The sequence below is a fragment of the Cupriavidus sp. SIMBA_020 genome (genome assembly GCF_046535395.1).
Taxonomy (GTDB): domain Bacteria; phylum Pseudomonadota; class Gammaproteobacteria; order Burkholderiales; family Burkholderiaceae; genus Cupriavidus; species Cupriavidus campinensis.
This window is the reverse complement of sequence record NZ_JAWRWU010000009.1, coordinates 160,168-185,462: the sequence shown is the minus strand read 5'-3', so window position 1 is coordinate 185,462 and position 25,295 is coordinate 160,168. Positions and strand designations below refer to the sequence as shown.

20 protein-coding genes are annotated in these 25,295 nt (G+C 67.4%); 7 read left to right on the top strand and 13 right to left on the bottom strand.

The features are described 5' to 3' along the window. Positions 1 to 16 precede the first annotated feature (16 nt). Together SB751_RS18530 and SB751_RS18525 are read left to right on the top strand one after the other, a co-directional pair. On the top strand, positions 17 to 829 hold the full coding sequence (locus SB751_RS18530; protein WP_144196394.1) for an SDR family oxidoreductase: 813 nt from the start codon (positions 17 to 19) through the stop codon (positions 827 to 829). Positions 830 to 936: 107 nt separating this feature from the next. Then, on the top strand, positions 937 to 1,911 hold the full coding sequence (locus tag SB751_RS18525; RefSeq protein ID WP_410748291.1) for a Bug family tripartite tricarboxylate transporter substrate binding protein: 975 nt from the start codon (positions 937 to 939) through the stop codon (positions 1,909 to 1,911). Between the two features lie 4 nt (positions 1,912 to 1,915). Here the strand turns inward: SB751_RS18525 and SB751_RS18520 are convergent, their stop codons facing one another. Continuing rightward, the gene (locus tag SB751_RS18520; protein ID WP_280527772.1) at positions 1,916 to 2,659 is read right to left on the bottom strand and encodes a transcriptional regulator; all 744 of its coding nucleotides are present in this window, start codon (positions 2,657 to 2,659) and stop codon (positions 1,916 to 1,918) included. 558 nt (positions 2,660 to 3,217) lie between these two features. Between SB751_RS18520 and SB751_RS18515 the strand changes: the two genes are divergently transcribed. Beyond that, on the top strand, positions 3,218 to 5,908 hold the full coding sequence (locus SB751_RS18515) for a glycoside hydrolase family 18 protein (protein ID WP_144196397.1): 2,691 nt from the start codon (positions 3,218 to 3,220) through the stop codon (positions 5,906 to 5,908). Positions 5,909 to 6,288: 380 nt separating this feature from the next. On the opposite strand, the gene SB751_RS18510 is transcribed toward SB751_RS18515, so the two are convergent. From SB751_RS18510 to SB751_RS18500, 3 genes are all read right to left on the bottom strand, one after another. After that, positions 6,289 to 7,689, bottom strand: a complete 1,401-nt coding sequence (locus SB751_RS18510; RefSeq protein WP_144196398.1) for an MFS transporter — start codon at positions 7,687 to 7,689, stop codon at positions 6,289 to 6,291. A 139-nt stretch (positions 7,690 to 7,828) separates the two neighbouring features. Further along, complete coding sequence (locus SB751_RS18505; protein ID WP_211943187.1) at positions 7,829 to 11,275, bottom strand: ATP-binding protein; 3,447 nt, start codon at positions 11,273 to 11,275, stop codon at positions 7,829 to 7,831. Between the two features lie 6 nt (positions 11,276 to 11,281). Beyond that, the gene (locus SB751_RS18500) at positions 11,282 to 11,926 is read right to left on the bottom strand and encodes a response regulator transcription factor (RefSeq protein ID WP_211943186.1); all 645 of its coding nucleotides are present in this window, start codon (positions 11,924 to 11,926) and stop codon (positions 11,282 to 11,284) included. A 555-nt stretch (positions 11,927 to 12,481) separates the two neighbouring features. Here SB751_RS18500 and SB751_RS18495 point away from each other — a divergent pair. Then, complete coding sequence (locus SB751_RS18495) at positions 12,482 to 12,733, top strand: hypothetical protein (protein WP_144196401.1); 252 nt, start codon at positions 12,482 to 12,484, stop codon at positions 12,731 to 12,733. 62 nt (positions 12,734 to 12,795) lie between these two features. Here SB751_RS18495 and SB751_RS18490 read toward each other — a convergent pair whose 3' ends face one another. The 5 genes from SB751_RS18490 to SB751_RS18470 form a co-directional block, all read right to left on the bottom strand. After that, positions 12,796 to 13,245, bottom strand: a complete 450-nt coding sequence (locus SB751_RS18490; protein ID WP_144196402.1) for a BLUF domain-containing protein — start codon at positions 13,243 to 13,245, stop codon at positions 12,796 to 12,798. Between the two features lie 10 nt (positions 13,246 to 13,255). Next, positions 13,256 to 13,981 carry a GTP cyclohydrolase I gene (folE, locus tag SB751_RS18485; protein ID WP_144196403.1) on the bottom strand — a complete coding sequence of 242 codons (726 nt, stop codon included), beginning with the start codon at positions 13,979 to 13,981 and terminating at the stop codon, positions 13,256 to 13,258. Between the two features lie 99 nt (positions 13,982 to 14,080). Next, positions 14,081 to 15,349, bottom strand: a complete 1,269-nt coding sequence (locus SB751_RS18480; protein WP_211943185.1) for an arsenic transporter — start codon at positions 15,347 to 15,349, stop codon at positions 14,081 to 14,083. Positions 15,350 to 15,370: 21 nt separating this feature from the next. Then, positions 15,371 to 17,464, bottom strand: a complete 2,094-nt coding sequence (locus tag SB751_RS18475; protein ID WP_211943184.1) for a penicillin-binding protein 1A — start codon at positions 17,462 to 17,464, stop codon at positions 15,371 to 15,373. A gap of 10 nt (positions 17,465 to 17,474) precedes the next feature. Continuing rightward, entirely contained in the window at positions 17,475 to 18,401 is a 927-nt protein-coding gene (locus SB751_RS18470) for an alpha/beta hydrolase (protein ID WP_144196406.1), read from the bottom strand. Between the two features lie 132 nt (positions 18,402 to 18,533). Between SB751_RS18470 and SB751_RS18465 the strand changes: the two genes are divergently transcribed. Beyond that, entirely contained in the window at positions 18,534 to 18,767 is a 234-nt protein-coding gene (locus SB751_RS18465) for a hypothetical protein (RefSeq protein WP_144196407.1), read from the top strand. Positions 18,768 to 18,782: 15 nt separating this feature from the next. Here SB751_RS18465 and bglX read toward each other — a convergent pair whose 3' ends face one another. Next, positions 18,783 to 21,080 carry a beta-glucosidase BglX gene (gene bglX / locus SB751_RS18460; RefSeq protein ID WP_211943183.1) on the bottom strand — a complete coding sequence of 766 codons (2,298 nt, stop codon included), beginning with the start codon at positions 21,078 to 21,080 and terminating at the stop codon, positions 18,783 to 18,785. A 274-nt stretch (positions 21,081 to 21,354) separates the two neighbouring features. On the opposite strand from bglX, the gene SB751_RS18455 reads away from it, so the two are divergent. Beyond that, positions 21,355 to 22,902: a glucan biosynthesis protein G gene (locus SB751_RS18455; RefSeq protein WP_186296770.1), complete on the top strand. Its 1,548-nt coding sequence runs from the start codon at positions 21,355 to 21,357 to the stop codon at positions 22,900 to 22,902. Positions 22,903 to 22,955: 53 nt separating this feature from the next. Here the strand turns inward: SB751_RS18455 and SB751_RS18450 are convergent, their stop codons facing one another. Both SB751_RS18450 and SB751_RS18445 read right to left on the bottom strand, forming a co-directional pair. Then, entirely contained in the window at positions 22,956 to 23,213 is a 258-nt protein-coding gene (locus SB751_RS18450) for a DUF3820 family protein (protein WP_144196409.1), read from the bottom strand. 53 nt (positions 23,214 to 23,266) lie between these two features. After that, complete coding sequence (locus SB751_RS18445; RefSeq protein WP_313818966.1) at positions 23,267 to 24,004, bottom strand: 2OG-Fe(II) oxygenase; 738 nt, start codon at positions 24,002 to 24,004, stop codon at positions 23,267 to 23,269. Positions 24,005 to 24,167: 163 nt separating this feature from the next. Between SB751_RS18445 and SB751_RS18440 the strand changes: the two genes are divergently transcribed. Then, positions 24,168 to 24,743 carry a cupin domain-containing protein gene (locus SB751_RS18440; RefSeq protein ID WP_244844705.1) on the top strand — a complete coding sequence of 192 codons (576 nt, stop codon included), beginning with the start codon at positions 24,168 to 24,170 and terminating at the stop codon, positions 24,741 to 24,743. On the opposite strand, the gene SB751_RS18435 is transcribed toward SB751_RS18440, so the two are convergent. Beyond that, complete coding sequence (locus SB751_RS18435) at positions 24,740 to 25,294, bottom strand: MarR family winged helix-turn-helix transcriptional regulator (RefSeq protein WP_144196411.1); 555 nt, start codon at positions 25,292 to 25,294, stop codon at positions 24,740 to 24,742. The genes SB751_RS18440 and SB751_RS18435 overlap by 4 nt on opposite strands. Position 25,295 lies beyond the last annotated feature (1 nt).

Sequence of the window (25,295 nt, the reverse complement as noted above, 5' to 3'; positions counted from 1 at the left end):
ACAAGAGGAGACAAGCATGGAGATTCGTAACAAGACCGTCATCGTGACGGGCGGCGGCACGGGCATCGGCCGGGCGCTGGTGCTGGCGTTCGCGCAGGGCGGGGCGCGCGGTGTGGCCGTGGCGGACATCGACCAGGCCGGCGCGGCGCAGGTGGCTGCCGAGGCCGCTGCGACGGCGCCCGACTGCCAGATCTTCGCCCAGCGCGTGGACGTGGCCGACGAGGCTGCCGTGCAAGGGCTCGTCGATACCGCCACGGAGCGCTTTGGCCAGGTCGACATCTTCTGCTCGAACGCCGGCATCATCCTGCGCAAGGGGCTGGACGCCAGTGACGCCGAATGGCAGCGCATCTGGGAGATCAACGTCATGGCCCATATCCACGCGGCCAAGGCGGTGCTGCCGCAGATGCTCGAGCGCGGCGAGGGCTACTTCATCAATACGGTGTCGGCGGCAGGTTTGCTGTCGCAGATTGGCTCGGCGCCGTACGCGGTGACCAAGCACGCGGCCATCGGGTTCGCGGAATGGCTGTCGATTACCTATGGCGAGCGCGGCATCCGGGTCAGCTGCATCTGCCCGCAGGGCGTGCAGACCAAGATGCTGTTTGGCGAAAGCGGCGAGCGCAAGGGCTTCCTGCAGGCTGGCTCGGTCACGCCGGAGCACGTTGCCGAGAAGACGCTCGAAGGCGTTGTCAATGAGAGTTTCCTGATTCTGCCGCACCCGGAGGTGCTCGAGTACTACCGCCGCAAGGGGCAGGATTACGACCGCTGGCTGCGCGGCATGCGCCGCCTGCACGATCAGGTGTCTAAGGAATTCGGCAATATCGCCGTATAAGATGACAGGCGGCAGAAGATCGCCGCCCAACCCAAAAAAAGACAAGACAATCAGGAGACAATTTCATGCGTGTACGTGTATACCCGCGCCGCCGCTTCATGGCCGCGATGGCGACGATGGCGGGCGTGGCAGTGACGGCGGCATTCTCCGCAGTGCCGGGAGCGGCCCTGGCCCAGGCCCAGAACTATCCGAACAAGCCGATCCGCATGGTGGTGGGCTTCCCGAGCGGCGGCGCGCCGGACATCCTCGCGCGAATTTTCTCCGAGAAGATCTCTCCGTCGTGGGGCCAGCCCGTGGTGGTGGACAACAAGCCCGGCGCGGGCGGCAACATCGGCGGCGAGGCCGTGGCCCACGCGGCGCCGGACGGCTACACGCTGGCGCTCGGCACCGTGGGCACGCACTCGATCAACGGCGCGCTGTACAGCAAGATGCCGTACGACATGGTCAAGGACTTCACGCCGGTGATCCTGCTGGCTTCCACGCCCAACGTGCTGGTGGTCAATCCGTCGGTGCCGGCCAAGAACGTGCAGGAGCTGATTGCGCTGGCCAAGTCCAAGCCCGGGGCGCTGCAGTTCGGCACGCCCGGTGTCGGCACGTCGCTGCACGTGGCCGGGGAGTTGTTCAACACCATGGCGCAGGTCAAGATCACCCACGTGCCGTACAAGGGCCGGGCGATGGCCATTCCGGACCTGCTGGGCGGACACATTCCCATGATGTTTGACAACCTGCCTTCGGCGCTGCCGGTGGTGAAGGAGGGCAAGCTGCGCGCGCTCGGCGTGACCAGCGCCAAGCGCTCGCCGTCCGCGCCGGACATCCCCACCATTGCCGAGCAGGGCCTGCCCGGCTACGAGGCCGAGTCGTGGTTCGCCGTCTTCGCGCCGGCCAACACGCCCAAGGACGTGGTGGCCAAGCTCAACACCGAGCTGAACCGCATCTTCAAGCTGCCCGACGTGCAGGCCAAGCTGAAGACACTGGGGCTCGACCCCGTGCTCGGCACGCCCGAGGCGCTGGCCACGTACCAGCGTAGCGAAATCACCAAATGGGCCAAGGTGGTGAAGGACTCGGGCGCCAAGGCGGAGTGAGGCCCTACATGGCGGGCGGGCGCGCTCCGGCGTACCCCTGCTGGCGGAAGCGGTAGCCCACCTTGGGCACCGCTGCCACGCAGTTGTCCAGCCCGAGCGGGTGCAACGCCCGCCGCAACCGCGAGACCAGTTGCGTGAGGCAGTTCTCATCGACCATCGCGTCGGCGCCCCACACCGCCTCGATAATCTGCTGCCGCGACATCACGGTGTCGCGGTGCTCGATCAGCGCGGCCAGCAGCCGCAACTCAAAGCGCGTGACCTTGGCGACTACCCCGCCGTAGGAAATGACGCCCTGTGTCTCATCGACATGGAGGTCGTCCTCGGTGGCCGGCAAGGGCTGGGTGGCGGGCGGCATGCCCAGCCGGGCCAGCACATGCGCCAGGCCGCGCGCATGCTCGAGTTCCGCACGGGCCTGGCCGGCGGGATCGGGCGCCAGCACCGCATTCGGCACCGGGATGAAGCGGTAGCCCTCGCGCGGCACGGTCACGATGTGGCCGTCCAGGCCGACGGGGCTTAGTGCCTTGCGCAGCCGGTAGACCAGTTGCACGAGATAAAGCTCGTCCACCAGTTCGGCACGCTTGCCCCAGACGCCATTCAGTAAATAATCCTTCGGCTTAACCGCTGGTTTTTCCTCTACCAATAACCGCAGCAAGCGCTTTTGCTGGCCGGTTATCGTTGTCTCCACGCCGCCGCGAATCACGCGGTCATTGTCCCAGTCAAAAAATACTGAATCGCCATTCCGGATCATTTCGCAACCCTCATGTCGTCTGCGATGGACGACAAGCGTACGGGCGCGATTCGCCGGCTCCCATGGAAGATATTTTCGTGTCGATGTGCCCCGAGCGGGTGACGCCGTCGCACGTGGCACCCGCAATATCACACGGGGTTGAAACAATGCGGCAGGGTGCGCAACGGTTGTCGCCATTCTGTTCAGGAATTCACGCTGTCCGCGCGGCGTAACCCGGCGCCGCGCGCGAACAATCTAACATCGTGCTATCCCGCTTGTGGCGGCGATCATAACCCATTCGGGTCCGGCTTCCTTGCTCATCCGCGTACCCAAAGGCACGGTTACATAACAGTGTGGATTCACGAAAATCCACGTCATCCATTCTTCACCTCGCAGAATGACGATTTCTTCGGATCTATTTTCAGGAAACTGCGATTAATCGTGACACAGGATATTCCATCTCCATTCCATGTCATTAAATCTGGCCCGGGAGAAAGATGGCATGGCCGCCTGGCGATGGTTTTGTCAAAGTCGATGGGAACCGGCGGCATTCATCTAATTCTGCAAGGACAGATAGTCATGGCAAAAGTATCGGACAACAGCAACCCGGGCCAGCAAGGGCGGACCGGATTCGCATCCACGGGATATCGGAATGGGGCTCCCGATGAGCAGGCGCCGCCGAAAACGCCACTGTCGCGTTTCAAGGGCCGCAGGCAAGCATTGAAGGGCGGGCGCGCCGGCAGTGCGCTGGTGTACAACGGCGACCCTGGCGATCCCGCCAAGCCGCAATCGGTAGGTGCCACGGAGCGCACTTACCAGCAGAACAAGTTCGATCCGGCCACGGAGACCGAGGACTATTCGTACACGGCGACGCGCGTGGTCAAGCGCGTCTACAACACCTACGGGGCCGTGCCGCAAGGCAGGAAGGTGTTCGGGTATTTCACGGACTGGTCGCAGTACGACGGTCGCCTCGAGGGCAACTTCAACAATGCATCGGCCGGGCGCGGCCTGGACATGATGTTGGTGAACGCGGCCGCCTACGACAAGATCATCATCGGCTTCGCCGGAATCGTCGGCGACAAGGGCGAGAAGCAGTACGTGATCGACAACGCTGCGGTCGATTTCGGCAAGAAGCTGCACGAAGCCACCTTCGTTGATCCCTGGGGCGATGTGGCCTCGTTCCTGAACGTGGGGTTCACCAGTTGGGTCAGCAATGACTACCAGGATCTCTTCATCCAGAGCAAGGCCCAGGGCGTGCTCGGCGGCCTGAAGAAGCTGAAGGACAAGAACCCCAACCTGAAGTTGTCGCTCAGTCTGGGCGGCTGGACGATGAGCGAGGCATTTCACGCGGTGGCGGCGAACCCGACCCAGCGCAAGACGCTGATCGACAGCCTGGCGTTCATCGTCCAGCGTTTTCCGATGTTCACCGAGATCGACCTGGACTGGGAGTATCCGGGCAACGCGGGCGCCGGCAACCCGCACGGCCCCGAGGACGCGGGCAACTTCCAGGCGCTGGTGCGTGAACTCAAGCAGCGCTTGCCCAGCATCCGGGTCAGCATTGCCGCAGGCGCGTCCATGTCGACGCTGCTGACGTCCGATATCAAGGGGATGATCGCGTCGGGCGTGGAAGGCATCAACCTGATGACCTACGATTACTTCGGCACGCCGTGGGCGCCCAAGCTCGCCCATCACTCGAACTTGTTCGATGTCGATCCGGCGGACCCCGAAGGTCACAGCATTGACCGTGCCGTGAAGTACCTGCTCGGACAGGGCGTGCCGTCGACCAATATCAACATTGGCTTTGCCGCCTACAGCCGTAGCGGGCGCAACGCCGTGATTGACAGCTGGTCGCCGCTGCAGGGCACCTACGACCCGGGCTCCGGCACCACCACCGGCACGTTCGAGTCTGGCACCACGGAATTCTTCGACCTGATCTACAACTACCTCGACCTGGAGCACCAGACCGGCATCAACGGCTTCAACGTCTATACGGACGAGGTTGCCGACGCGGACTATCTGTACAGCCCCGAGAGTGGCCTGTTCCTGTCCGTCGATACCCCGCGCTCGGTGTATGCCAAGGGCGAGTATGTGCGCAAGCACAACCTCGGCGGCCTGTTCACGTGGACCATCGACATGGACAGCGGCGTGCTGGTCAACGCCGCGCGCGAGGGGCTGGGCGCACCCGTGCAGACGCGCGTCGTCGACATGGACCCGTTCTACTTCTCCGGTATCAACGTGCAGGACGGCGGCCGCGCGCCGGTAGCGGTGATCGACGGCCCCACGGAGGCGTTCGAGGGCGACGACGTGGAATTCACGGCGCTGCGTTCGGTGGGCTCTGACCTGACGTACAGCTGGAGCGCGCCGGGCCTGACCTTCATCGACGACAAGACCACGTCGACGGTGGGTGGCCTGCTGCCCACCGTGGCCCGTTCGTACACCATCACGCTGACCGTGCGTGACGGGAGCAACCGGACCAGCACGGCGACGCAGACGCTGAAGGTCAAGGCGCGCACCGCGGCGCCGCCCACATCGCGGATTTCGGTGGTGATCGAGGCCGGCACGCCCTTCGCGCTCTCCGGGGAAGCGTCGTTCGATCCCGACAACGATCCGCTGACCTACCTCTGGGACGCGCCGGGCCTGCCGTTCTCCGGGAGTACCGAGGAACTGGTGGAAGGTACCGCGCCGTCGGTGGACGAGCAGACCGATTACTGGGTCAAGCTGACCGTGAACGATGGCACGCAGACGGACCAAAGCGCGATCTTCCTCTCCGTGGTGCCTGGCGAGACGCCGTCCGGCGGGGTGGTGGCCAAGATCACGGGCCGCTTGCAGGTGGAGGCGGGCGCGCCGATTTCGCTGTCGGCCGTGGAATCGACCGGCCCCGCGCCGCTGCTGTATGCGTGGGACGCGAACGGCCTGTCGTTCGATGGTGCCGACACGATCTCCGTGACCGGGAACGCGCCGATCGTCGACCGCGACACCACCATCCAGGTGACGGTGACGGTGACTGGCGCGGGCGGCAGCGGCGACCGGGACTCGGATACCGTGGAACTCCTGGTGCTGGCCGGCGGCAGTAGCGGCGACGAGGGCACGTGGCGTCCCGAGGGCTATCCGGGCGATGCCATCGTGACCAATAACTACCAGGGCCAGGGGCTGCATCAGTACAAGGCCAAATGGTGGGCGGGCCCCGACCAGGAGCCGGGCGACCCTGACGTGACGTCCACCAATGCCGAGGGCGACGCCAAGGTCTGGTACGACATGGGACCGGTCTGACAGACCGGGAAGACGGCCGGGTGAAGACCCGGTAGCGGTTCCGGGTGGCGGGTCATCGGCAGGGTGACGCCCACCCGGTTTTTTGTTTCGGGCTACCCGATGTGGGGGCGAGGCGCCATGGCAAGACTACGGCGGCGGTGGTGGTGGGTGGGATGGCGGGGATGGCGGGGATGGCGCTGGTGGGCGTGCGCGGCATGCCTCCTGGCGCTCTCCGGCTGCACTATGATCTGCATCGACGGTGACCACAACCGCGTGCAGGACGCCGGCGGCCACGGCAAGATCATGCTGCCCGACCTTCGGCACGATGACAGCCCGACCCGCCATCATCATGACGGTCTCAGCCGCCATCGTGAGGGCGGCCGGGGGCCCTAGGCTATCGCCTACGCGTCGGGTTCCGGCGGTTCCGGCCGGGCAACCGCGGGTCGCGCGTCGTCCTGGCTGCGCAGGCGGCTCAGGCTGATGGCGGCGCCGATGGCGGCCACCGCCGCGGCCACGCACAGCGCGCCGCGCGCGGCGCCGGTCGGGTCGAGGCCGAACAGCAGCGCCACCACGGCCGTGCCGGTGGTCTGCCCCAGCAGGCGTGTCGTGGCCTGCGCCCCGCTGGCGCCGCCGCTGCGCTCGGGCGGCGTGGCGGTGATCATCGCGCGATTGTTTGGCGACTGGAAGAACCCGAAGCCGATGCCGCAGAGCGCCGTGCGCCAGGCGATGTCGAGGCTGGAGGCATCCTTGCCGAGCAGGGCCAGCCCGATCAGGCCGCCGGACAGGCAGATCAGGCCCGCGCCGGCCAGGATGGACGCCGGATACCGCTCGGAGAGGCGTCCCGACACCAGCGCCATTGCGGCCACCATCAGCGGCCAGGGCGTGATCAGCAGCCCGGTCTCCTGGAGACTGCGCGCAAGCTGGTATTCCAGATAGAAGGGCAGCGACACGAACGCCAGCATCTGGGTCATGAACGAGCAGAACGAGGTGCCCACCGCCAGCGTGAAGGCGCGGCTGGCGAACAGGTCTACCGGCACGAGCGGCGCGACGCGTCCGCGCTGGCGCCGCACCAGGAGCCAGCCGAGCCCGATCGCCGCCACCAGGCCCGCCGCGCCGGCCAGCCGCAGCGGGGCATGCCCGAGTGCGTCCACACCCAGCACGAACGACCCGAACACGATGGCCGACAGCACGGCGCTGGGATAGTCGAACTCGCGCGGTTGGGCGGGCGTCTCCGGCAGCGCGGTGCGCGAGATCGCCAGCGCGGCAAACGCCACGGGAATATTCACGGCGAACAGCCATGGCCAGCTACCCACGGCGAGGATCAGCGCGCCGAGCGACGGCCCGACCGCAATCGTCACCCCCACGACCAGCGCGTTGAGCCCGATGCCGCGCCCGAGCTTGGTCGGCGGGTAGATGAAGCGCACCAGCGCGGTGTTCACGCTCATGATGCCGGCGCCGCCGATGCCCTGCAGCACCCGCGCCGCCACCAGCATCGGCAGGTTGGTCGCCAGCGCGCAGAGCACCGAGCCGACCAGGAAGGTGGCCAGACCGACCCGGTACACGCGCTTGTAGCCGAGGATGTCGCCCAGCGACGACAGCGGCAGCAGGCAGACGGTGACCGTGAGCTGGTAGGCGTTGACGACCCAGATGGTCCGGGCGGGATCGGCGTCGAGCGCCCGCGAGATGGACGGCAGCGCGATATTGGCAATGGAGCCGTCCAGCACGGCCATGATCAGGCCGCAGAAAACCGTGAGGATGGCCCAGGTGCGCTGGGGCTGGGGAAGACCTTGATGGGGCGGCATGGAAGGGGACGGCTGGGGGCAGCTGGCATATTCTTGCCGCACCCCGGCTCCGGTGGAAGCCGGACCGGCGCGGCCGCGCCATTATCGTCCGGTGCCGCCGTCCCCGCAAATCTCGCTTTTGTGGTAGGCGCAGGTGGCCTCAGGCGTGCGGCGCCGTGTCGCCTTCGGCATAGTGCCGCACCACCGCATGGAGCTGGTCGGCGAGGCCGGCCATCTCGGGTGTCCACGCGGCAGTGGCATCGCACAGGTGTTCGACACCCCGGCACAGGCTGACGATATCGTAGGCCTGGACGATCTGGAACGCGCCCGCCGACCGGTGCGCCCAGTGCTGCAAGGCGGCCGGGTCGTGCGCGGCGATGGTCCGGGTGAGTTCGGGCAGATCGGTCTGCAGGTGTTCGCGCAGGAGCGACTGGTAGCGCGCGATGTCGGCGGCCTGTAGCACGGGCGGTGCCGGGGGGGCTGCCGGTGTCGAGGCAGGTGGCGCCGCCACTGTTCGCAGCACCTGTTCCAGCTCCCGCAGCGAGGCGGGTTTGCCGATATGGCCGGCGAAGCCCAGCGTTTCCCAATCCACGGCCTGGGCGGTCTGGGTCACGGCGCTGAAGGCGAGCACGGGCAGGTCGGGCCGGGTGCGTTGCAGGGCCTCGAGCAGCGCGTAGCCATCCATCACCGGCATGTGGATGTCGGTCAGCACGAGGTTGGGCGCGGCGGGCATCTGTTCCAGCATGGCCAGCGCCTGACGCCCGTCGCCGACGACCACCGGATGCCAGCCCAGCGTCTGCAGCTGTTCGGCAACCAGCGTCTGGTTCAGCGCGTTGTCCTCCACGACCAGGATCGTACGGCCCGGCGCGGTGTCCTCGTCGTTGGCGAGAGCGGCCGAGGCTTCGTCCTCGGGGCCGTCGGCATGGCCGATGTTTTCATCCTCATCCTCGCCGGAATCGCCCAGTGCCGCCTCGATGGCCGCGAAGATCGCGCCGTGGCTGTAAACCATCGCCTCATGCACGCCCGATGCGCGGCGTGCGGGACGATCGGGACCGTTGCGCGTAAGCCACGCCACGCCAGCGGGGCGGATCTCGCGCAGGGACGCGATTTCCGGCAGGCCATAGTCGCCAGTCGCCACCATCACATGGGGCCGGTTGCCACGGAGGTACGCCTGGGCGCCGCCCAGGGTGTGCACGACATGGGTCTGCCATCCCGCCGATTGCAGCCAGGCGTCGATGGCCTCGCCGGACTCGGCTTCCTGGCACAGGATCATGGCGCGGCCGCCCGGTGCGGGCGGGGACTGGGCAGCGGACGAACCGGCCGCCCGTTCGAGCGGAATCGCCACGGTGAACGCCGTACCAACGCCCTCCACGCTCTCCACGGTGATACGGCCGCCCATCAGTTCGCAAAGCCGGGCGCAGATGGAAAGCCCGAGGCCCGTCCCCCCATGCCGGCTGGTGGCCCCGGCGTCTCCTTGCACGAACGGCTGGAACACCCGCGCGACCAGTTCGGGCGGCATGCCGACGCCGGAATCCAGCACGCGGCACACCAGCGTGGTCTTGCCGCGCGGATCGGTGCTGACCTCGGCGGCCAGCGTGATCTTGCCGCAGGAGGTGAACTTGAACGCGTTGCTGAGCAGATTGTTGACGATCTGCGCCAGCCGGGTCCGGTCGCCCACCAGCAGGGTATCGAGCGACGGCATCAGGTTGGCATGGAAGCGGATCGGCCGGTCCGCCGCCAGCGGCGCGAAGGCCAGCGCCACGCTTTCCAGCTCGTCTATGGGCCGGAACGGCGCCGCGGCCAGCGTCATCTCGCCGGCGTCGATCTTGGAGAAATCCAGGATGTCGTTGACGATGCGCCGCAAGCCCTCCGACGCCGCGTTCAGCGCGCGCAGGCGCGGCGCGTGGGCCTCCAGGCCCTCGTCGCGCGCCAGCAGCTCCAGGTTGCCGAGCAGCGCATTCAGCGGCGTGCGGATCTCGTGGCTCATCGACGCAAAGAAGTTCGAACGGGCGCGCATCATCGCCTCGGAGGCGCGCTGCGCGGCGCGCAATTCGTGCTCGATCTGCTGCTGCGCCGTCACGTCCTGGATCGCGCAGAACAGCACGTCTTCCTCCTGATAGCGGGCGCGCGCATGCGTGATCTGGAGAAATTTCTGCGCTTCGTCGTGCGGCTGGGTGTCATCCTGCGGCTCCCGCGCGGGCACCACCACCTGCGCGACCGACACGATATCGCCCGGTGTGTCATGGCGTGCGTCTTGCCGCAGCGCCCGCACGACGTGCGCGGGCAGCCTGCCGCGCTTGCCGAGGCTCAAGAGGGAATCGGCGACCTGGTTCGATGTCAGTACCACGTCGTCCTGGAGCCGGACGATGCACAGCCCGATCGGCGTGGCGCTGACCAGGATATGGTTGATCGTCTCGCTCTCGAGCGCGCGGGTGGCTTCCGCGTGGCTGCGGCGTAGCAGGTGGACATCCCAGTATCGCGCCGTCAGGACAATGGCGGCGATCAGTAGCGCCCCGGTGAGGCCGATCAGCCCCAGTGCCTGCGCCACCGCGTTGAACAGGAGGCCGTACGAGAGCAGATAGACCAGCGCGCCGAAGCCGTGACCCAGCGGCTGGACGAGCACCATGCCGGCACGCGTGAAGCCAAAGGCGTCCGGGGAGCGATGACGGGCGTCTGTCACGATGCGCTGGACCAGTGCTGGCGGTGCAGGCTCGGATGGCGGCGATACATCGATCTGCGCCTGCGCCTGGTTCACCAGCATCACGGTGGCGGGGTCGCTGGGCCGTTGCAACTGGGCAAGGAAGGCATCTACCTGGACACTCGCGGCAACGAAGGCGATGGGCCGCTCGCCGTCGTGGACGGACATGAGGGCGGTCATCGCCGGCAACTGGAGCATCGGATCCACGGCCGGGCCGGTCCAGCGGGGCTCTCCCCTTGTGCCCGGCGCCGTGCCTGCGGGCAGCGCCCGCAGCGCCTGGGCAAAGCTGTCGCGCAAGGTCAACACAAGCCCCGGTTGCAGCGCGAGAGCCGTGGCCGAGGTGCTGCCCGGCGACAGGACGATCGCGTAGGCCGCGTCCGCATCGACGATATAGGCCGGGTGATGAAGATCGAGCGCCTGCTGGGTGGTCAGGGCGGCATTGGCCACCTGCTGAAGCTGCCAGAGACGATCGGGCAGCGCCGCGCCCCAGGCGGCGCGGGTATCCGGGGGAACCAGCAGGGTGTAGCGGCCATCGGGCGGCGAGGCAATCCCGCTGGCGTTGACTTGCTGGAGCAGCGTCCGGGGCAGGTCGGCATCGGCATGCCCGGGGTTGGGGGCCGGCCGGTAGCGCTGCACGTTCACCACGGTCAGGGCGGTCCGCCGCAGGAAGGTCGCCTCGCCCTGCAACTGCAGCGAAATCGCACCCACATACTGGGCCACATGCCCGCGACGGTAGTCAATCTCCCGTGCCGCCGCCAGCACGGCAAGCAGCACGGCGGAGACGACGACAATGGCAATCAGCAGGCCGATGGTGGCGTAGTAAAGATGCTGCTGCCGCCGGGCATTGCGCGCGAGCGAGGCGAAGGCCTGGGCGAGGGATTCCTGGGTACGGTCGAGAATCTGCTGCATGAAGGATCAGATCAACCCGTGCTCGTAGGCATACCGGATGAGGTCGGTGTTGGTCTGTATGCTCAGCTTGCGCATGGCCACGGTCTTCTGGCTCGAGACCGTGCTGACCGATCGACCGAGCTTGCCGGCAATCTCGTTGAGCTGCAGCCCCTGCGCATAGAGCCGCACGATCTCGAGTTCGCGCACGGTCAGTTCGGTGGACGGCGCGGCGGTGCTCGCGGCCTCCAGCACGGCGCGGATGGAGGGGGAGAAGAACTCGCCGCTGGTGGACGTGACCTGGATGCACGCGCGGATCACCTCGTGCGGATCGTCCTCCTTGCTCACGAAGGCACGCGCGCCGAGCTTCATCGAGCGATGGATGACGCCGGTATTGGTCTGGGCGCTGATCACGACCACCGGCGTCTTCGGGTGCAGGCGCACCAGCCGGCGCAGCAGGTTGAAGCCGTCCAGCGAGCGGTCGCCGTGGCCCATGCTGAAATCGGTCACGGCCACGTCCGCCGGGGTCTGGCTCAGGGCACTGGTCAGCTCGCTGCCGTTCGTGCATTCGCACGCGATGACAAAGCCAGGCGTGCGCTGGAAGCAGTCTCGCAGGGCTGCCACCACGAGTGGGTGATCATCGGCCAGTGCAACTCGAATGATTCTTCCGGACATGCCTCGATTTCCTCTCGCTGACTGGCAGCGCATTCGGTAATAAAACAGTGAAATGACGGCGCGTTGCGTGAAGTGTAGTGCTTTCGCAATGCTTAGGAAAATGCTTGCTGGATAGCAATGATGTCTATCTTGAATTTCCGACGAATTAGGACAAGTCTGAGATCGACGACGTATCTGCGAGGTCCGTGACAATTGCAACAGTGTTGTTGCAATTCGCTGTCATGGCAGCGACGATCGCCGCTTGGACCGCTCGTCAGCGGCGGCGATTGCAGATTCGGAAAGATAAGATATTTTCGCAATAAATTCGATACGAAGCGAATCGTAATTTGGCGAAAAATTGATTGCCATCATCGATTTCTTCTCGATGCTGTTCGAGGGGTGGCATGGAGCTGGGCTGATGCTGGCGCAGGACGCGCCGCGCGCTGGGGCCGGCCGGGAATACATCTACCGCCATTGGGGTCATTGGCCCGCCGTCACGTGTTGGCCAGATTGGTGGCATGCTGTGGCGGCGCTCGCGCAATCCTGGTGCGACGCTCTTCCACGGTGAGGTGTGCCATGGCAAACCGCCCATTCTCCGAGTTTCCCGCCCATGAACGGCAAGACGTCGAGGCCGTGTTCCGGCAAGTCGGTCTTGCATCACAAGAGTTCGAGATCTCAGACGTCAATGGCACGTCGGCCCGGCAGGTCACCGTGCGAAGGCAGCGCACCGGGGCCGAAAGCGTCTATGACGCCAGCCCCGGCAACGCGTGGGTCGAGGAGTTCGAGAGTGATCTCGAATGCGGCCTGTTCGGCCAGGTCTCGGTCTGACAGCGCAAACTGTGCGGGATCAGGCACCCAGGGGCGCCGGAACGCCAGCGGCCTGACCGACGCTAGGGCGTGTGCCGTCCGCGTTCCGGCGCGCGGCCGACGATGGCAGCGCCCGCGATCAACTCCTTCAGCAGCGCCAGCGAGGACGCGCCGGGCATCCGGCAGGGGTCCAGTTCGCCTTTCGCCGAGTAGCGCAGCAGCGTGGCGGCGTTGATCTTGCTCGCGTTGACGCGGCCCATCGACCACCCCGCGAACGCCCGTTCGGCGATTTCCTCGTAGTGCAGCAGCACCACGTCGCGGTGGCGCTTGTCCCGGCCGATGCTGAGGTACAGGCGCGAGACGGCCTCGCGGTCGCCTTCGAGCGCCTGCAGGAACACCCCATTGCCGTGGCAGAGCACGCCGGTAATGCCGTGGGACGGGTTCTGCGCGAGGCTGGTTTCGAGAATATCGTCCAGCATGGCCGGTTCCATCGGCGCGCTGGCGCGGCTGGCGTAGATCAGGCGAACTAGCATCGGCAAATCCTCAGCGGCGATTCAGGTTGAGCAGCGTCAGGAATTCACGGCGCAGCTTGTCGTCCTTGAGGAACGAGCCGCGCATGACGCTGTTGGTCATCTTGGCGTCGGTGTCGCGCACGCCGCGCCAGTGCATGCAGAAGTGCTCGGCCTCCATGACGATGGCCAGCCCGTCAGGGTTCATCTTCTCCTGGAGCAGGTCGGCGATCTGGGCCACCGCTTCCTCCTGGATCTGCGGACGGCACATGATCCATTCGGCCATGCGCGCGTACTTGGACAGGCCGATCAGGTTGGAATGGCGGTTCGGCATCACGCCGACCCAGAGACTGCCGATGATCGGGCACAGGTGGTGCGAGCACGCGCTGCGCACGCGGATCGGGCCCACGATCATCAGTTCATTGAGCTGCTCGACGTTGGGGAACTCGGTGACCTCCGGCGCCTTGGCGTAGCGGCCCGCGAAAATCTCCTTCAGGTACATCTTGGCCACCCGGCGCGCGGTTTCGCGCGTGTTGTGGTCCTGGTCCACGTCGATGACGAGCGTGCGCAGCACCTCTTCCATGCGCGCCTGGACTTCGGCCTGCAACGCCTCCAGCTCGCCGTGCTCGATGAAACGGGCGATGTTGTCGTTGGCATGGAACCGCTCGCCGGCGGCTTGCAGGCGCCCGCGGATGCGGTCCGAGACTGGGGTGGCGGCGGGAGCGGGGTGGGATTCCCCGGGATGATCCTTATGTGGCATGAGTGGTGCTGGCAGTGGTGCGGGCAGTGGTGCGCGGTGCCTCACTATATGGCAGATGGCAGGGCGCCACAACCGGCCCCGCCTGCGCCGCCAAACCGGCTAGCGCAGCACGGCCAGTGCCGGCAGCAGCGCCAGCGGCATGACCAGCGCGCCGGTCTTCAGGAACGTGCCGGCGCCCACGGCATGGCCCTCGCGCCGCAGCGCGGTCAGCCACAGCAGCGTGGCCAGCGAGCCGGTGACGGAGAGATTGGGGCCCAGGTCCACGCCGATCAGCACGGCGGCCGTCACGGTGTCCGAGGCGTGGCCAGCCGCCAGCGCCGAGGCCGACAGCAGCCCCGCCGGCAGGTTGTTCACGATATTGCTGACCACGCCCACCACCACCCCGGCCAGCCCGGCGCCGAGCAGGCCGGCCGGGCCACCCTGCGCGGACATCGCGGAAAGATCGCGCACCCAGTGCGCCAGCGTATCGACCAGCCCGGTGCGCTCGAGGCCCGCCACCAGCACGAACAGCCCCGCCACCAGCGGCAGCACACCCCAGGAGACTTCCTTGAGCGCCGGCGCCAGCAGGCGGGGCCGCGTGGCGCAGACGGCGGCCAGCGTGGCCAGCCCGCCGATGCAACTCGGCCAGCCCAGGTCCTGGCCGCGCAGCGAGGCCACCAGCAGCGCCACGCCGGTGCCGACGATGCCGAGCGTGGTTAGCCACGCCTGCGGCGTCAGCGGCGGTACGGGCACCTCCGGCTCGATGCGTTCGGCCAGCGCATGGCGCTGCGTCCAGTACAGGACCGCGAAGGTCATGACGATGGCGACTACGGACGGCAGCGTGAAGCGCGCCAGCCAGCCCGCCAGCGGCGGCATGCGTTCGCCGAACAGCACCAGATTGGCCGGATTCGAGATCGGCAGGACGAAGCTCGCCGCGTTGGCGATGAACGCGCAGGCGTAGAGGTGGGGCAGCGGATGCTTGACCCGCGCGGCGCGCGTGGCCGCCAGCACCGCCGGCGTCAGCACCACGGCGGTGGCGTCGTTGGACATGAAGACGGTGACAGCCGTGCCGAAGCCGTAGACCAACACGAACAGCCGGCGCGCCGAGCCCCGCGCGCCGCGTACGGCCAGCGCGGCCACATGGTCGAACAGGCCGGTCTTGCGGGCCAGTTCCGAGATCAGCATCATCCCGGCCAGGAACAGGTAGACGTCGTTGCCGCGCGCCACGGCGGCCAGCGCCTCGCGCCAGGGCAGCAGGCCCGCCACGCAGAGCAGCAGCGCACCCGCCATGGCCCAGAACGCCTCGGGCAGGCGGAACGGGCGCAGCAGCACGCCGGCGGTGGCCGCCGCGGCCACCGTCCAGATCATCGAAGCATGTTCAACGGGCATGGGAGGGTAGGGGTCGGCGGGTCAGAGCGGGGCGGGCGGGCTGGCCGGGCTGGCCGGGCCAGAGGGTGGCGCGTTGGTCGCGTTGGTCGCGTGGGTCGCGGCGGGCGTGGGGCCGGCCGGCCCCGGACTAACGGGCACACCGGCGTCGGCAGGCAGGTCCGCCACCGCCGGCGGGGGCGGGAAGCCCAGCGCGGCGATGCCGTGTGCACCATCGGCATTCTCGGCATAGGCCCAGTCGCCGTTGAACTTGGCGAGGTCGGCTGGCGGCGGGAACGCGGTCTCGGGCACGCCGGCCAGCCGGCCTTCCATATAGGCGGCCCAGATCGGCAGCGCCGTGGTGGCGCCGAATTCGTGCCGGCCCAGGCTGTGGTTGTCGTCGAAGCCCATCCACGTCACCGTGACCACGTCGGCCGCATAGCCGGCGAACCAGCCGTCCACGGCATCGTTGGTCGTGCCGGTCTTGCCGGCGATGTCGCCGCGCCGCAGGTAGCGCCGCACCCCGTTGCCGGTGCCGGCATCCACCACGCTTTGCAGCAGGCTGTCCATCACGAAGGCGTTGCGCGCGGAAATCACCTGCGGCGGTTCCGTGCCGCCATCGCCCGTGCCCGCGGTGAACAGCACGTTGCCTTCGCCGTCGGTGATCCTGTCGATCAGATACGGCTCCACGCGGTGGCCATGGTTGGCAAATACGCCATAGGCGGCGGCCAGCCGCAGCGGGGAGGTGCTGCCGGTACCCAGCGCCAGCGGCAGGTAGGGCGGCAGCCGCTTGGTGGCGAAGCCGAACTTGCCGGCATGCTCGATGGCGTACGGCACGCCCACGGCCTGCAAGGTGCGGATGGCCGGGAGGTTGCGCGACTCGGCCAGCGCCTGGCGCACCGTGATCGGGCCAACGAAGCGGTTGTCGTCGTTCGAGGGCTGCCAGCGCGGGTTGTCCAGCGGCGCGTCGTTGATCAGCGTGCCCGGCGAGATGCCGCGCTCCAGCGCCGCCGAATAGATAAAGGGCTTGAACGTCGAGCCGGGCTGGCGCTGGGCCTGCGTGGCATGGTTGAAGCGATTGGTGGCGAAGTCCGCGCCGCCGATCATGGCCTCGATGGCGCCGGTGCGGCTGTCCAGCGAGACCAGCGCGGCCTGGGGCAGGCCTGCGTTCGGGGCGTCGGCAGGCTTGGCGCCGTGGCGCTTGCCATAGCGTTCCAGGCCGGCCTGCACGGCGTCGTAGGCCAGCGTCTGCCGCATCGACGACACCGTGGTGTACACGTTCAGCCCGCGCGTATAGGCGTCGTCGCCAAAGCGGTCATGTGCCAGTTGCCGGGCGAGTTCGGCCACGTACTCGGCATGGCCCGCGAAGCGGCCATTGCCGGCGTTGCTCACCACCAGCCGGGCGGCGCGCGCCTCGCGGTATTCGTCCTGATGGATCATGCCGAGCGCCAGCATGCGGCCCAGCACGTACTCCTGCCGCCGCTTGGCGCGCGGGAAGTTGACCACCGGATTCATCGTGGAGGGCGCCTTGGGCAGCCCGGCCAGCATCGCGGACTCCGCCAGGGACAGCGCCGCGAGCGGCTTGCCGAAGTAGGTCTGTGCGGCACTGCCGAAGCCGTAGGCGTGCTCGCCCAGATAGACCTGGTTCATATACAGCTCGAGGATGCGCGCCTTGGGCAGCGTGCGGTCGATCTGCCACGCCAGCAGGATCTCGTACCACTTGCGGGAGAGCGTTTTCTCGCGCGAGAGGTAGAAATTGCGCGCCACCTGCATGGTGATGGTGGAGGCGCCCTGCGCGTAGCCTTCGCCCAGATTGGCCAGCGCGGCGCGGAACAGGCCCGGTACGTCCACGCCCACGTGGTGGAAGAACTGGTCGTCCTCGGCGGCCAGCAGCGCATTGGACATGCGTTGTGGCATGCGCTCGATCGGGATGAACTCGCGGTGCTCGGTGCCGAACTCGCCAATCAGCACGTCGTCGCTGGTGTAGATGCGCAGCGGCACGTCGGGGCGATAGTCGCGCAGGGCATCGACATCGGGGAGCTGGCGCAGGCTGAGTACCGCGGCAAAACCGGCGAGCAACACGCCGCTCGCTGCCAGCGCCGCGGTGACGCCGGCAGCCTTGACTGCAAATCTTTTCATGGCGCGCATTCTACCGTGCTGCAGGTAGCGGCAACGCCACTCCGGTATCCGAATGATCGGTGGGTGGTGTCTTCTCCCCATGGACCGCGATCCGTTCGGGTGGATGATGCGGCACTTGTTGGGCAAAGTCGCACAGGGCCTGCCACGTCTCGGGCCGTTCGACGATGGTGAAGTGGTCCACGCCGGGAATGGTCTGGAGCGAAACCGGCCCCGGCCAGGCCGCCATCAGCCGTTCCGAGCACTCGTGCGGGACCACGTCGTCCGTCTCGGCCAGCAGCACCTTGGTGCTCTGCACGACCTTCTTGCAGTGGGAAATCGAGTCGAAATGGTGGCGCATCAACTGGCGCAGCGGCACCAGCGGAAAGCGCTTGCGCACGATTTCCAGCAGCGAGTCGTAGGGGGTGATCAGTTGCAGGCTCTCGAAATCCTGGAGATCGGCCAGCTGGATGGCCACCCCGGTACCGAGCGAGCGCCCCACCACGTGCACGCGCACGCCGGGAAAGGCGCGGCGGATATGGAGCAGGAACTGGCTGGCATCGGCCACGGCGGCGGCCTCGGAGGGCATGCCGTCCGAATGGCCCAGGCCGCGATAGTCGAATGTGGCGAAGCCCATGCCCGGCGCCAGCCACTTCACGTATTGCAGGGTTTCCAGCACGTCCTCGCCCCGGCCCGGCAGGTAGAACAGCAGGTCCCGCACGCCCTCGTGGTCCGCGTGGTAGACGTAGCCCCGGAACAGGCCGCCCGGCACGGTGTGGGAATAGGCGACGATGCCCTCCGGCAGGTCGCGCGGCGGGCGCCGGCGTGCATCGAACAGCAGCTTTTCCTGGTTCACGGCCAGGTAGGTCCAGTAGCAGACAAAGCCACCGGCAGTCAGCAGCGAGGCGGCGAACGAGCGGCGGAGCAGCGTGGTGAAGCGGGGGGCGTCAAGGTCAGGCATGGAGGATGGGGGCGGGGCAGGGCGGCGGGTGGCGATGAACCTACCTGATTTTGATGGATGAGGGGGTTCGACCGCCAGAGGCGCTGCCGAGTTCTTGTACGATACGCCTCACAAACATTGAGGAACCCTTGCATGAACGACGAACAGAAGCGCGCGGAAGAAGCCGAGGCGATGGAGCGCGTGGTCAACGCCACGCGCCAGGTGCAGGTGGCGTTTGCCGCATTGCAGAGCCAGTATCCGCCGCAGGGCAGCGGCAAGCCGTCGAAGATGGCGCTCCAGACCTTCGACGCCGCGCTCCAGGCGCTCGAAGACGCACAGGCCGGCTTCGACGATCTGCTGAACGAACTGCTCGACGGCAACCGCTGACCCCCTGGCAGTCATCTACGGTTGCAGCGTGAACCGCTGCTGCCGCACCGAGGCCGAATCCAGGCCGACCTGCACGTTGAAGTCGCCTGGCTCGGCCACGTACTCCAGCTTGCCGTTGTAGAAGCGCAGCTTGTCCTCGCCGATCGGGAAGCTCACCACGCGGGACTCGCCCGGCTTGAGCATCACCTTGCGGAAGTCCTTCAGCTCCTTCACCGGCCGCACCACCGAGGCGGTCACGTCCTGGATATAGAGCTGCACCACGGTTTCGCCCTCCCGCGTGCCGGTGTTCTTCACGGTCACGCTGGCGGTGATCTGGCCGTTGCGCGGCAGCGTCTGGCCCGAGAGCGCCACGTCGGACAGGCTGAACGTGGTGTAGCTCAGGCCATAGCCGAACGGATACAGCGGGCCGGACTCCTCCTCGAAGTACTGGGAGGTGTAGTTCGGCGGCTTGCCCGGCGTGAACGGCCGGCCAATGCGCAGGTGGTTGTAATACGTGGGAATCTGGCCGAGCGAGCGCGGGAATGAGATCGGCAGCTTGCCGGACGGGTTTTCGTCGCCAAACAGCACGTCGGCGATGGCGTGGCCGCCCTCGGTGCCCGGGTACCAGGCTTCCAGCAGCGCGTCGGCGTTGTCGCGTTCCCAGTTGATGGTCAGCGGGCGGCCGTTCATCAACACCACCACCAGCGGCTTGCCGGTGGTGCGCAGCGCCCGCAGCAGCGTCTGCTGGCTGCCCGGCAAGGACAGCGTGGTGCGGCTGGAGGCTTCGTGCGACATCCCGCGCGACTCGCCCACGGCTACCACGATGGTATCGGCCTGTCGCGCGGTCTCCACGGCCTCGGCAATCATCTCGCCGGGGGAGCGCTTGTCCTGCACCACCTCGGGGTTATCCCAGTTCAGGAAGTTCAGGTAGCCGACCACGCGTTCGTCGTCGGTCATGTTGGCGCCGCGCGCGTACCGCACCTGGCCGCGTCCGGCCAGCGCATCGCGCATGCCCTGCAGCAGCGTCACGGACTGGGTGGCCTTGCCCGCCGCCGACCAGCTGCCCATGATGTCGATGGGCGCGTCAGCGAGCGGGCCGATCACCGCCACGGTGCCGCCCTTCTTCAGCGGCAGCGTCTGGTTGCGATTTTCGAGCAGCACGAGCGACTTGCGCGCCGCGGCGCGGGCCTCGGCGCGGTGCAGGCGGCTCTCGGCGTTCACATCGGCCGGGTCCTGCGCCGCCGTGCCGATGCGGCGATACGGGTCCTGGAACAGGCCCATGTCGTACTTGGCGCCCAGCACCTCGCGCACGGCCTCGTCGATCAGCCGCACCGGCACCTCGCCCGACTTCACAAGATCCGGCAACTGCTCCAGGTAGCGCGAATCGGCCATGCTCATGTCCACACCGGCCTCGATGGCGAGGCGGGCGGCCTGGCGGCCGTTGTCGGCCACACCGTGGCGCAGCAGCTCGTCGATGGCGCCGTGGTCGCTCACCGTCACGCCCTTGAAGCCCCATTCCTTGCGGAGCAGGTCGCGCAGCAGCCATTTGTTCGATGTGGCCGGCACGCCGTTCACCGAGTTCAGCGCGATCATCACGCCGCCGGCCCCCGCATCCAGTCCGGCGCGGTAGGGCGGCAGGTAGTCCTGGTACATGCGCTGCGGGCTCATGTCCACGGTGTTGTAGTCGCGCCCGCCTTCCACGGCGCCGTACAGGGCGAAGTGCTTGACGAAGGCCATCACGCTGTCCGGGTTGGCCGGCGAGGCGCCCTGGAAGCCACGCACGCTGGCGCGCGCGCACTGCGAGACGAGGTGCGGGTCCTCGCCAAAGCCCTCGGAGGTGCGCCCCCAGCGCGGATCGCGCGAGATATCGACCATCGGCGCGAAGGTGGCGTCCAGGCCGTCGGCGCTGGCTTCCTTGCCGGAGATGCGCGCGGCCTGCTCGACCACGGCCATGTCCCAGCTCGACGCCAGGCCGAGGCTGATCGGGAACACGGTGCGATGGCCGTGCACCACGTCATAGGCGAAGAAAATGGGAATCTTCAGGCGGCTCTGCTGCGCGGCGGCGTCCTGGAGCGGGCGGTTGTCGGCCCGGGTCACCGAGTTGAAGGTGCCGCCCACGCGGCCGGCGGCGATTTCCTTGATCAACTGCGGCTGCGGCATGTCCTGGCCGATGCTGATGAGCCGCAGCTGGCCGATCTTCTCCTCCAGGGTCATCTTGCCGATCAGGTCGGCGATGAACGCGTTCTTGTCGCCGGCGGCGGCCGGAGCGGGACCGGCCAGCGCCGGCGTACAAACCAGACTGGCCGCCAGGGCCAGCGTCGAAAGCAATCGCATGTGGTGAGTCTTCCCCAATGAGCCAGGCCCGCAATCATGCCCCGAAAGTGCCCTGAAAGTGTGCATAAGGGTGCAGGAAGTGGCGCCGGCCGGCTGTCGTCCAACGTCTGATCGGCACGTCGGGCGAAATCGGTTATTTTTGTGGACTGCGTCGGCAGTTTACCCAAATAGGGCGGCAACTTTGCCTCCCGGGCGCTGTCAGCCTGTTTTCGATTCGATTTTTCTGGAGGGATTCGTGGTTCTTGCCGTCTTTGCCGCGTCATTACGTAACAAGATGCAACTTGCCTTGCCGGCCATCGCGCTCGCGGGCGTGTTCGCGGCCAGCGCGCCCGCCGCCGCCTTCTCGCTCGACGACGTGACCACCCGCGCCAGATCGATGGCGGACCAGCCCTATGTGGCCCCGGTCAGCAACCTGCCGCCGGCCTTCTCGAAGATGCAGTTTGCCGACTACATCAAGATCCAGCCGAAGCTGGATGCCGTGGAGTGGAAGGACCAGCCCACGCCGTACCGGCTGGGCTTCTACCACCAGGGCATGCACTTCAGCACGCCGGTCAAGATCAACGAGATCGTCGGCAGGAACGTGCAGGAGATCCGCTACTCGCCCAGCCGTTTTGACTTCGGCGACCTCAAGCTCGACAAGGCCGCCACCAACAACCTCGGCTACGCGGGTTTCCGCGTGCTGTACCCGGTGAACCGGCCGGACAAGCTCGACGAAGTGATGAGCATCCTCGGCGCGAGCTACTTCCGCGTGATCGGCAAGGGCCAGGTCTACGGGCTCTCCGCGCGCGGGCTGGCTATCGACACCGGCCTGCCGGTGGCCGAGGAGTTCCCGGCCTTCCGGGAATTCTGGATCGAGCGCCCCACGGCGCCGGGCAAGCCGCTGGTGTTCTTCGCGCTGATGGATTCCCAGCGTGCCACGGGCGCCTACCGCTTCGAGCTGATGCCGGGCACGGATGCGACGCTGAAGGTCCAGGCGCGCGTGTTCATGCGTGGCGCGGTGACCAAGCTCGGCATTGCGCCGCTGACCAGCATGTTCCTGTTCGGCCCGAACCAGCAGCGCGACGCCAACAACTTCCGCCCGGCGCTGCATGACTCGAACGGGCTCTCCATCCACACCGGCGACGGCGAATGGCTGTGGCGCCCGCTGAACAACCCCAGGCATCTGGCGATCAGCACCTTCCAGGTGAACAACCCGCGCGGGTTTGGCCTGATGCAGCGTGGCCGCGAGTTCTCCGCCTACGAGGACCTCAAGGACCGCTACGACCTGCGCCCGAGCGCGTGGATCGAGCCGCAGGGCGACTGGGGGCGCGGCAAGGTCGAGCTGGTGGAAATTCCCACGCCGGACGAGACCAACGACAACATCGTCGCGTTCTGGACACCCGACCAGCTGCCGCCCAAGGGCCAGCCGATCAGGGCCGACTACACCATGCACTGGACCATGGACGAGCGCGCGATGGTCGACAAGAACCTCGCCTGGGTCAAGCAGACGCTGCGCAGCGCGGGCGAGATCATGCAGGCCAACCTGATCCGCCACCTGGACGGCAGCCTGGGCTTCGTGATCGACTTCGAGGGCGGCGCGCTGGCCAAGCTGCCGCCGAATGCGCCGGTGCGTGCGTCGTTCAGCGTCAGCGACAACGCCGAGGTCATCGAGAACATCCTGCAGCCGAACCCGGTGACCAAGGGCTACCGGGTGACGCTGCGGATCAAGGTCAAGGACCCGAAGAAGGTGGTGGAGATGCGCGAGGCACTGGTCTCCGGCGACAAGGTGCTCAGCGAGACCTGGAGCTACCAGCTGCCGCCGGATTCGATGCCGGGCAACTGATTTAACGAATCTGGGCTGATCGCCGGACGGGCGATCCACCCGAGCGGGCCGCCTTAGCGCGGCCCGTTTTTCTTGGGAAGGGGGGTGCGCCCGGCGCCCTCCCGCAGCGGCTTGAGCAGGTCCGCGAGCCCGTTGTGGTCGAGTTCGTGCATCAGCGCCAGCAGGCGGCCGATCTCGCCGGGCGGGAAGCCCTCGCGCGCGAACCAGTTCAGGTAGTTGCCGGGCAGGTCGGCAATCAGCGTGCCCTTGTGCTTGCCAAACGGCATGGTGCGTGTCACGAGCAGGCGCAGGGCTTCGGCGTCGGGAAGCATGGGCGGCGATCGGTCTGGGTCGGGGAAAGCCGGCATTGTAGCGCCGGCGCCGGTCACTCGGCGTCGTGGAAGATGATGCCGAGCGTGTGGCGCGTGCCCGAGCGCAGACGGCTCACGCCGTGACGCATGTTCACCCTGTAGGGGCCACGCGTGCCCTGCACCGGCCGCTGGCTGACCGCGAAGACCACCGCGTCGCCCTGCGCCAGGGCCACCACTTCCGCGCGCGACTGCATGCGCGGGCGCTGCGCCGTCATCACGAATTCGCCCCCGGTGAAGCCGGCGCCGGGCGCCGACAGCAGGATCGCCACCTGGAGCGGAAACACCTGTGTGCCGTACAGGTCCTGGTGCAGGCAGTTGTAGTCCCCCTCGCCATAGGCCAGCAGTAGCGGCGTGGGCCGGCGCTGGCCGGCGCGGTGGCATTCGTCAAGGAAGCTGGCGTGCTCGGGCGGGAACCGTCGTTCGATGCCCATGGCCGCATGCCAGCGGTTGGCCACGGGCACCAGATGCGGATAGAGCGCCGTGCGCAGCGCCTGGACCAGCGCCGGGAGCGGATAGCGGAAGTACTTGTACTCGCCGCGCCCGAAGCCGTGCTGGCCCATGACGATGCGCGACCGGTACAGGGCGTCGTCGCCGTAGCGCGCGGCCAGCGCGTCGCACTCGGCGGGTGTGAGCAGGCCGGGGATCGTCGCGCAGCCCTGCGCGTCGAGGTCGTGCGTGATGGCGTCCCAGTCGAGCGTGCCTACGCGCTGCGCCGGGTCGTGTTGGTTTTGCTGGGAGGAAGATGTCCGCATCCGCATACCTTAAGCCAGCGGCGGGCGCCGCGCTCGCCGGATTCGGACCCCCGTTCCAAACTGTTGTTCCAAATGTCACCGATGGTGCGGCCCCGCACGGAGCGCAGGTGTCACGCTGGCTTATCTTTCGTCGGTCAGCAACCTCAAACAGGAATGATTGCCGATGAAAGACGAGCATATGGCGGCCCACGGAGCTGACCAGGCACCTGCATCCATTCGCGAAACCGGGGCCTTCAGCAAGGCCAGTGCCCTCCCGATGAAACCCTGCGAGATCCAGCCCGGCTGGGTGCGCAGCGGCCAACCCGTGACGCACTACAGCGAGCATTCGACCGCGGCGGATGAACTTGCCTGGACCTCTGTGTGGGACTGCACACAAGGGACCTTCGAGTGGCACTACGCGCTCGACGAGATCGTCTACATCCTCGAAGGCGAGACCCGCGTGACGGATGCCCATGGGCGCACCCACACGCTGCGGGCCGGCTCGATTGGATACTTTCCGGCGCATACCACGTGGTACTGGGAGGTGGACCAGTATGTGCGCAAGGTGGCGATCTGCCGGCGCGAGGTGCCTGTCGGCCTGCGCCTGGCCACGCGCTTGCTGGCGCGGATCAACCTCGACGGGCGGCTGCTGCGCCGCCTGCGCGCCAAGGGTCAGGTCACCGGTGCCATCACGCGCAAGCGTGCGGCGGCGGTGATGCTGATGCTGGCGGCGGCTGTCGGGGCCATCGCGGCCAATTAAGACTGCCAGGGTTCTCCCGGCGCCAGCTTGTCCAGCAGGCGCAGCAGCGTCTGCCGCTCTGCTTCGGAGAGCTGCGCGCCGATGCGGGCGTCGTGGTCGCAGACCGCTTCGGTCACGGCGGCCAGCGTCTGGCGCCCCGTGGCCGTCAGCGCCAGCGCATAGGCGCGCCGGTCCGTGGGCGAGGGCTCGCGCGCAACCAGTTGCATGGCTTCGAGCGCATCGAACAGCATCACCGCCCCGGAGCGGGCGATGCCGAGGATGCGCGCGAGGTCCGTCAGCCGCACGCCGGGGTTCCGCGCGATGATCTGCAGCGCAGAGAAGCGCGGCGGCGTGATCTGCCACGCGGCGAGCGAGCGGACGAAATCCTCGTAGATGCGGATCTGCGCGCGCCGGATGGCATAGCCGGTCAGTGTGTCCAGCACGCCGTAGTCCACATCGGGCAGATGCGGGTTGAAGTGCCCCCCGCCGTCTCCGCCCTCGCCGAGGGCCGGGTCCGGCGCCAGCGGTTCGCGCGTCTTGCGGGCTTTGCTCGTGTTACGTGTGACCGCCATC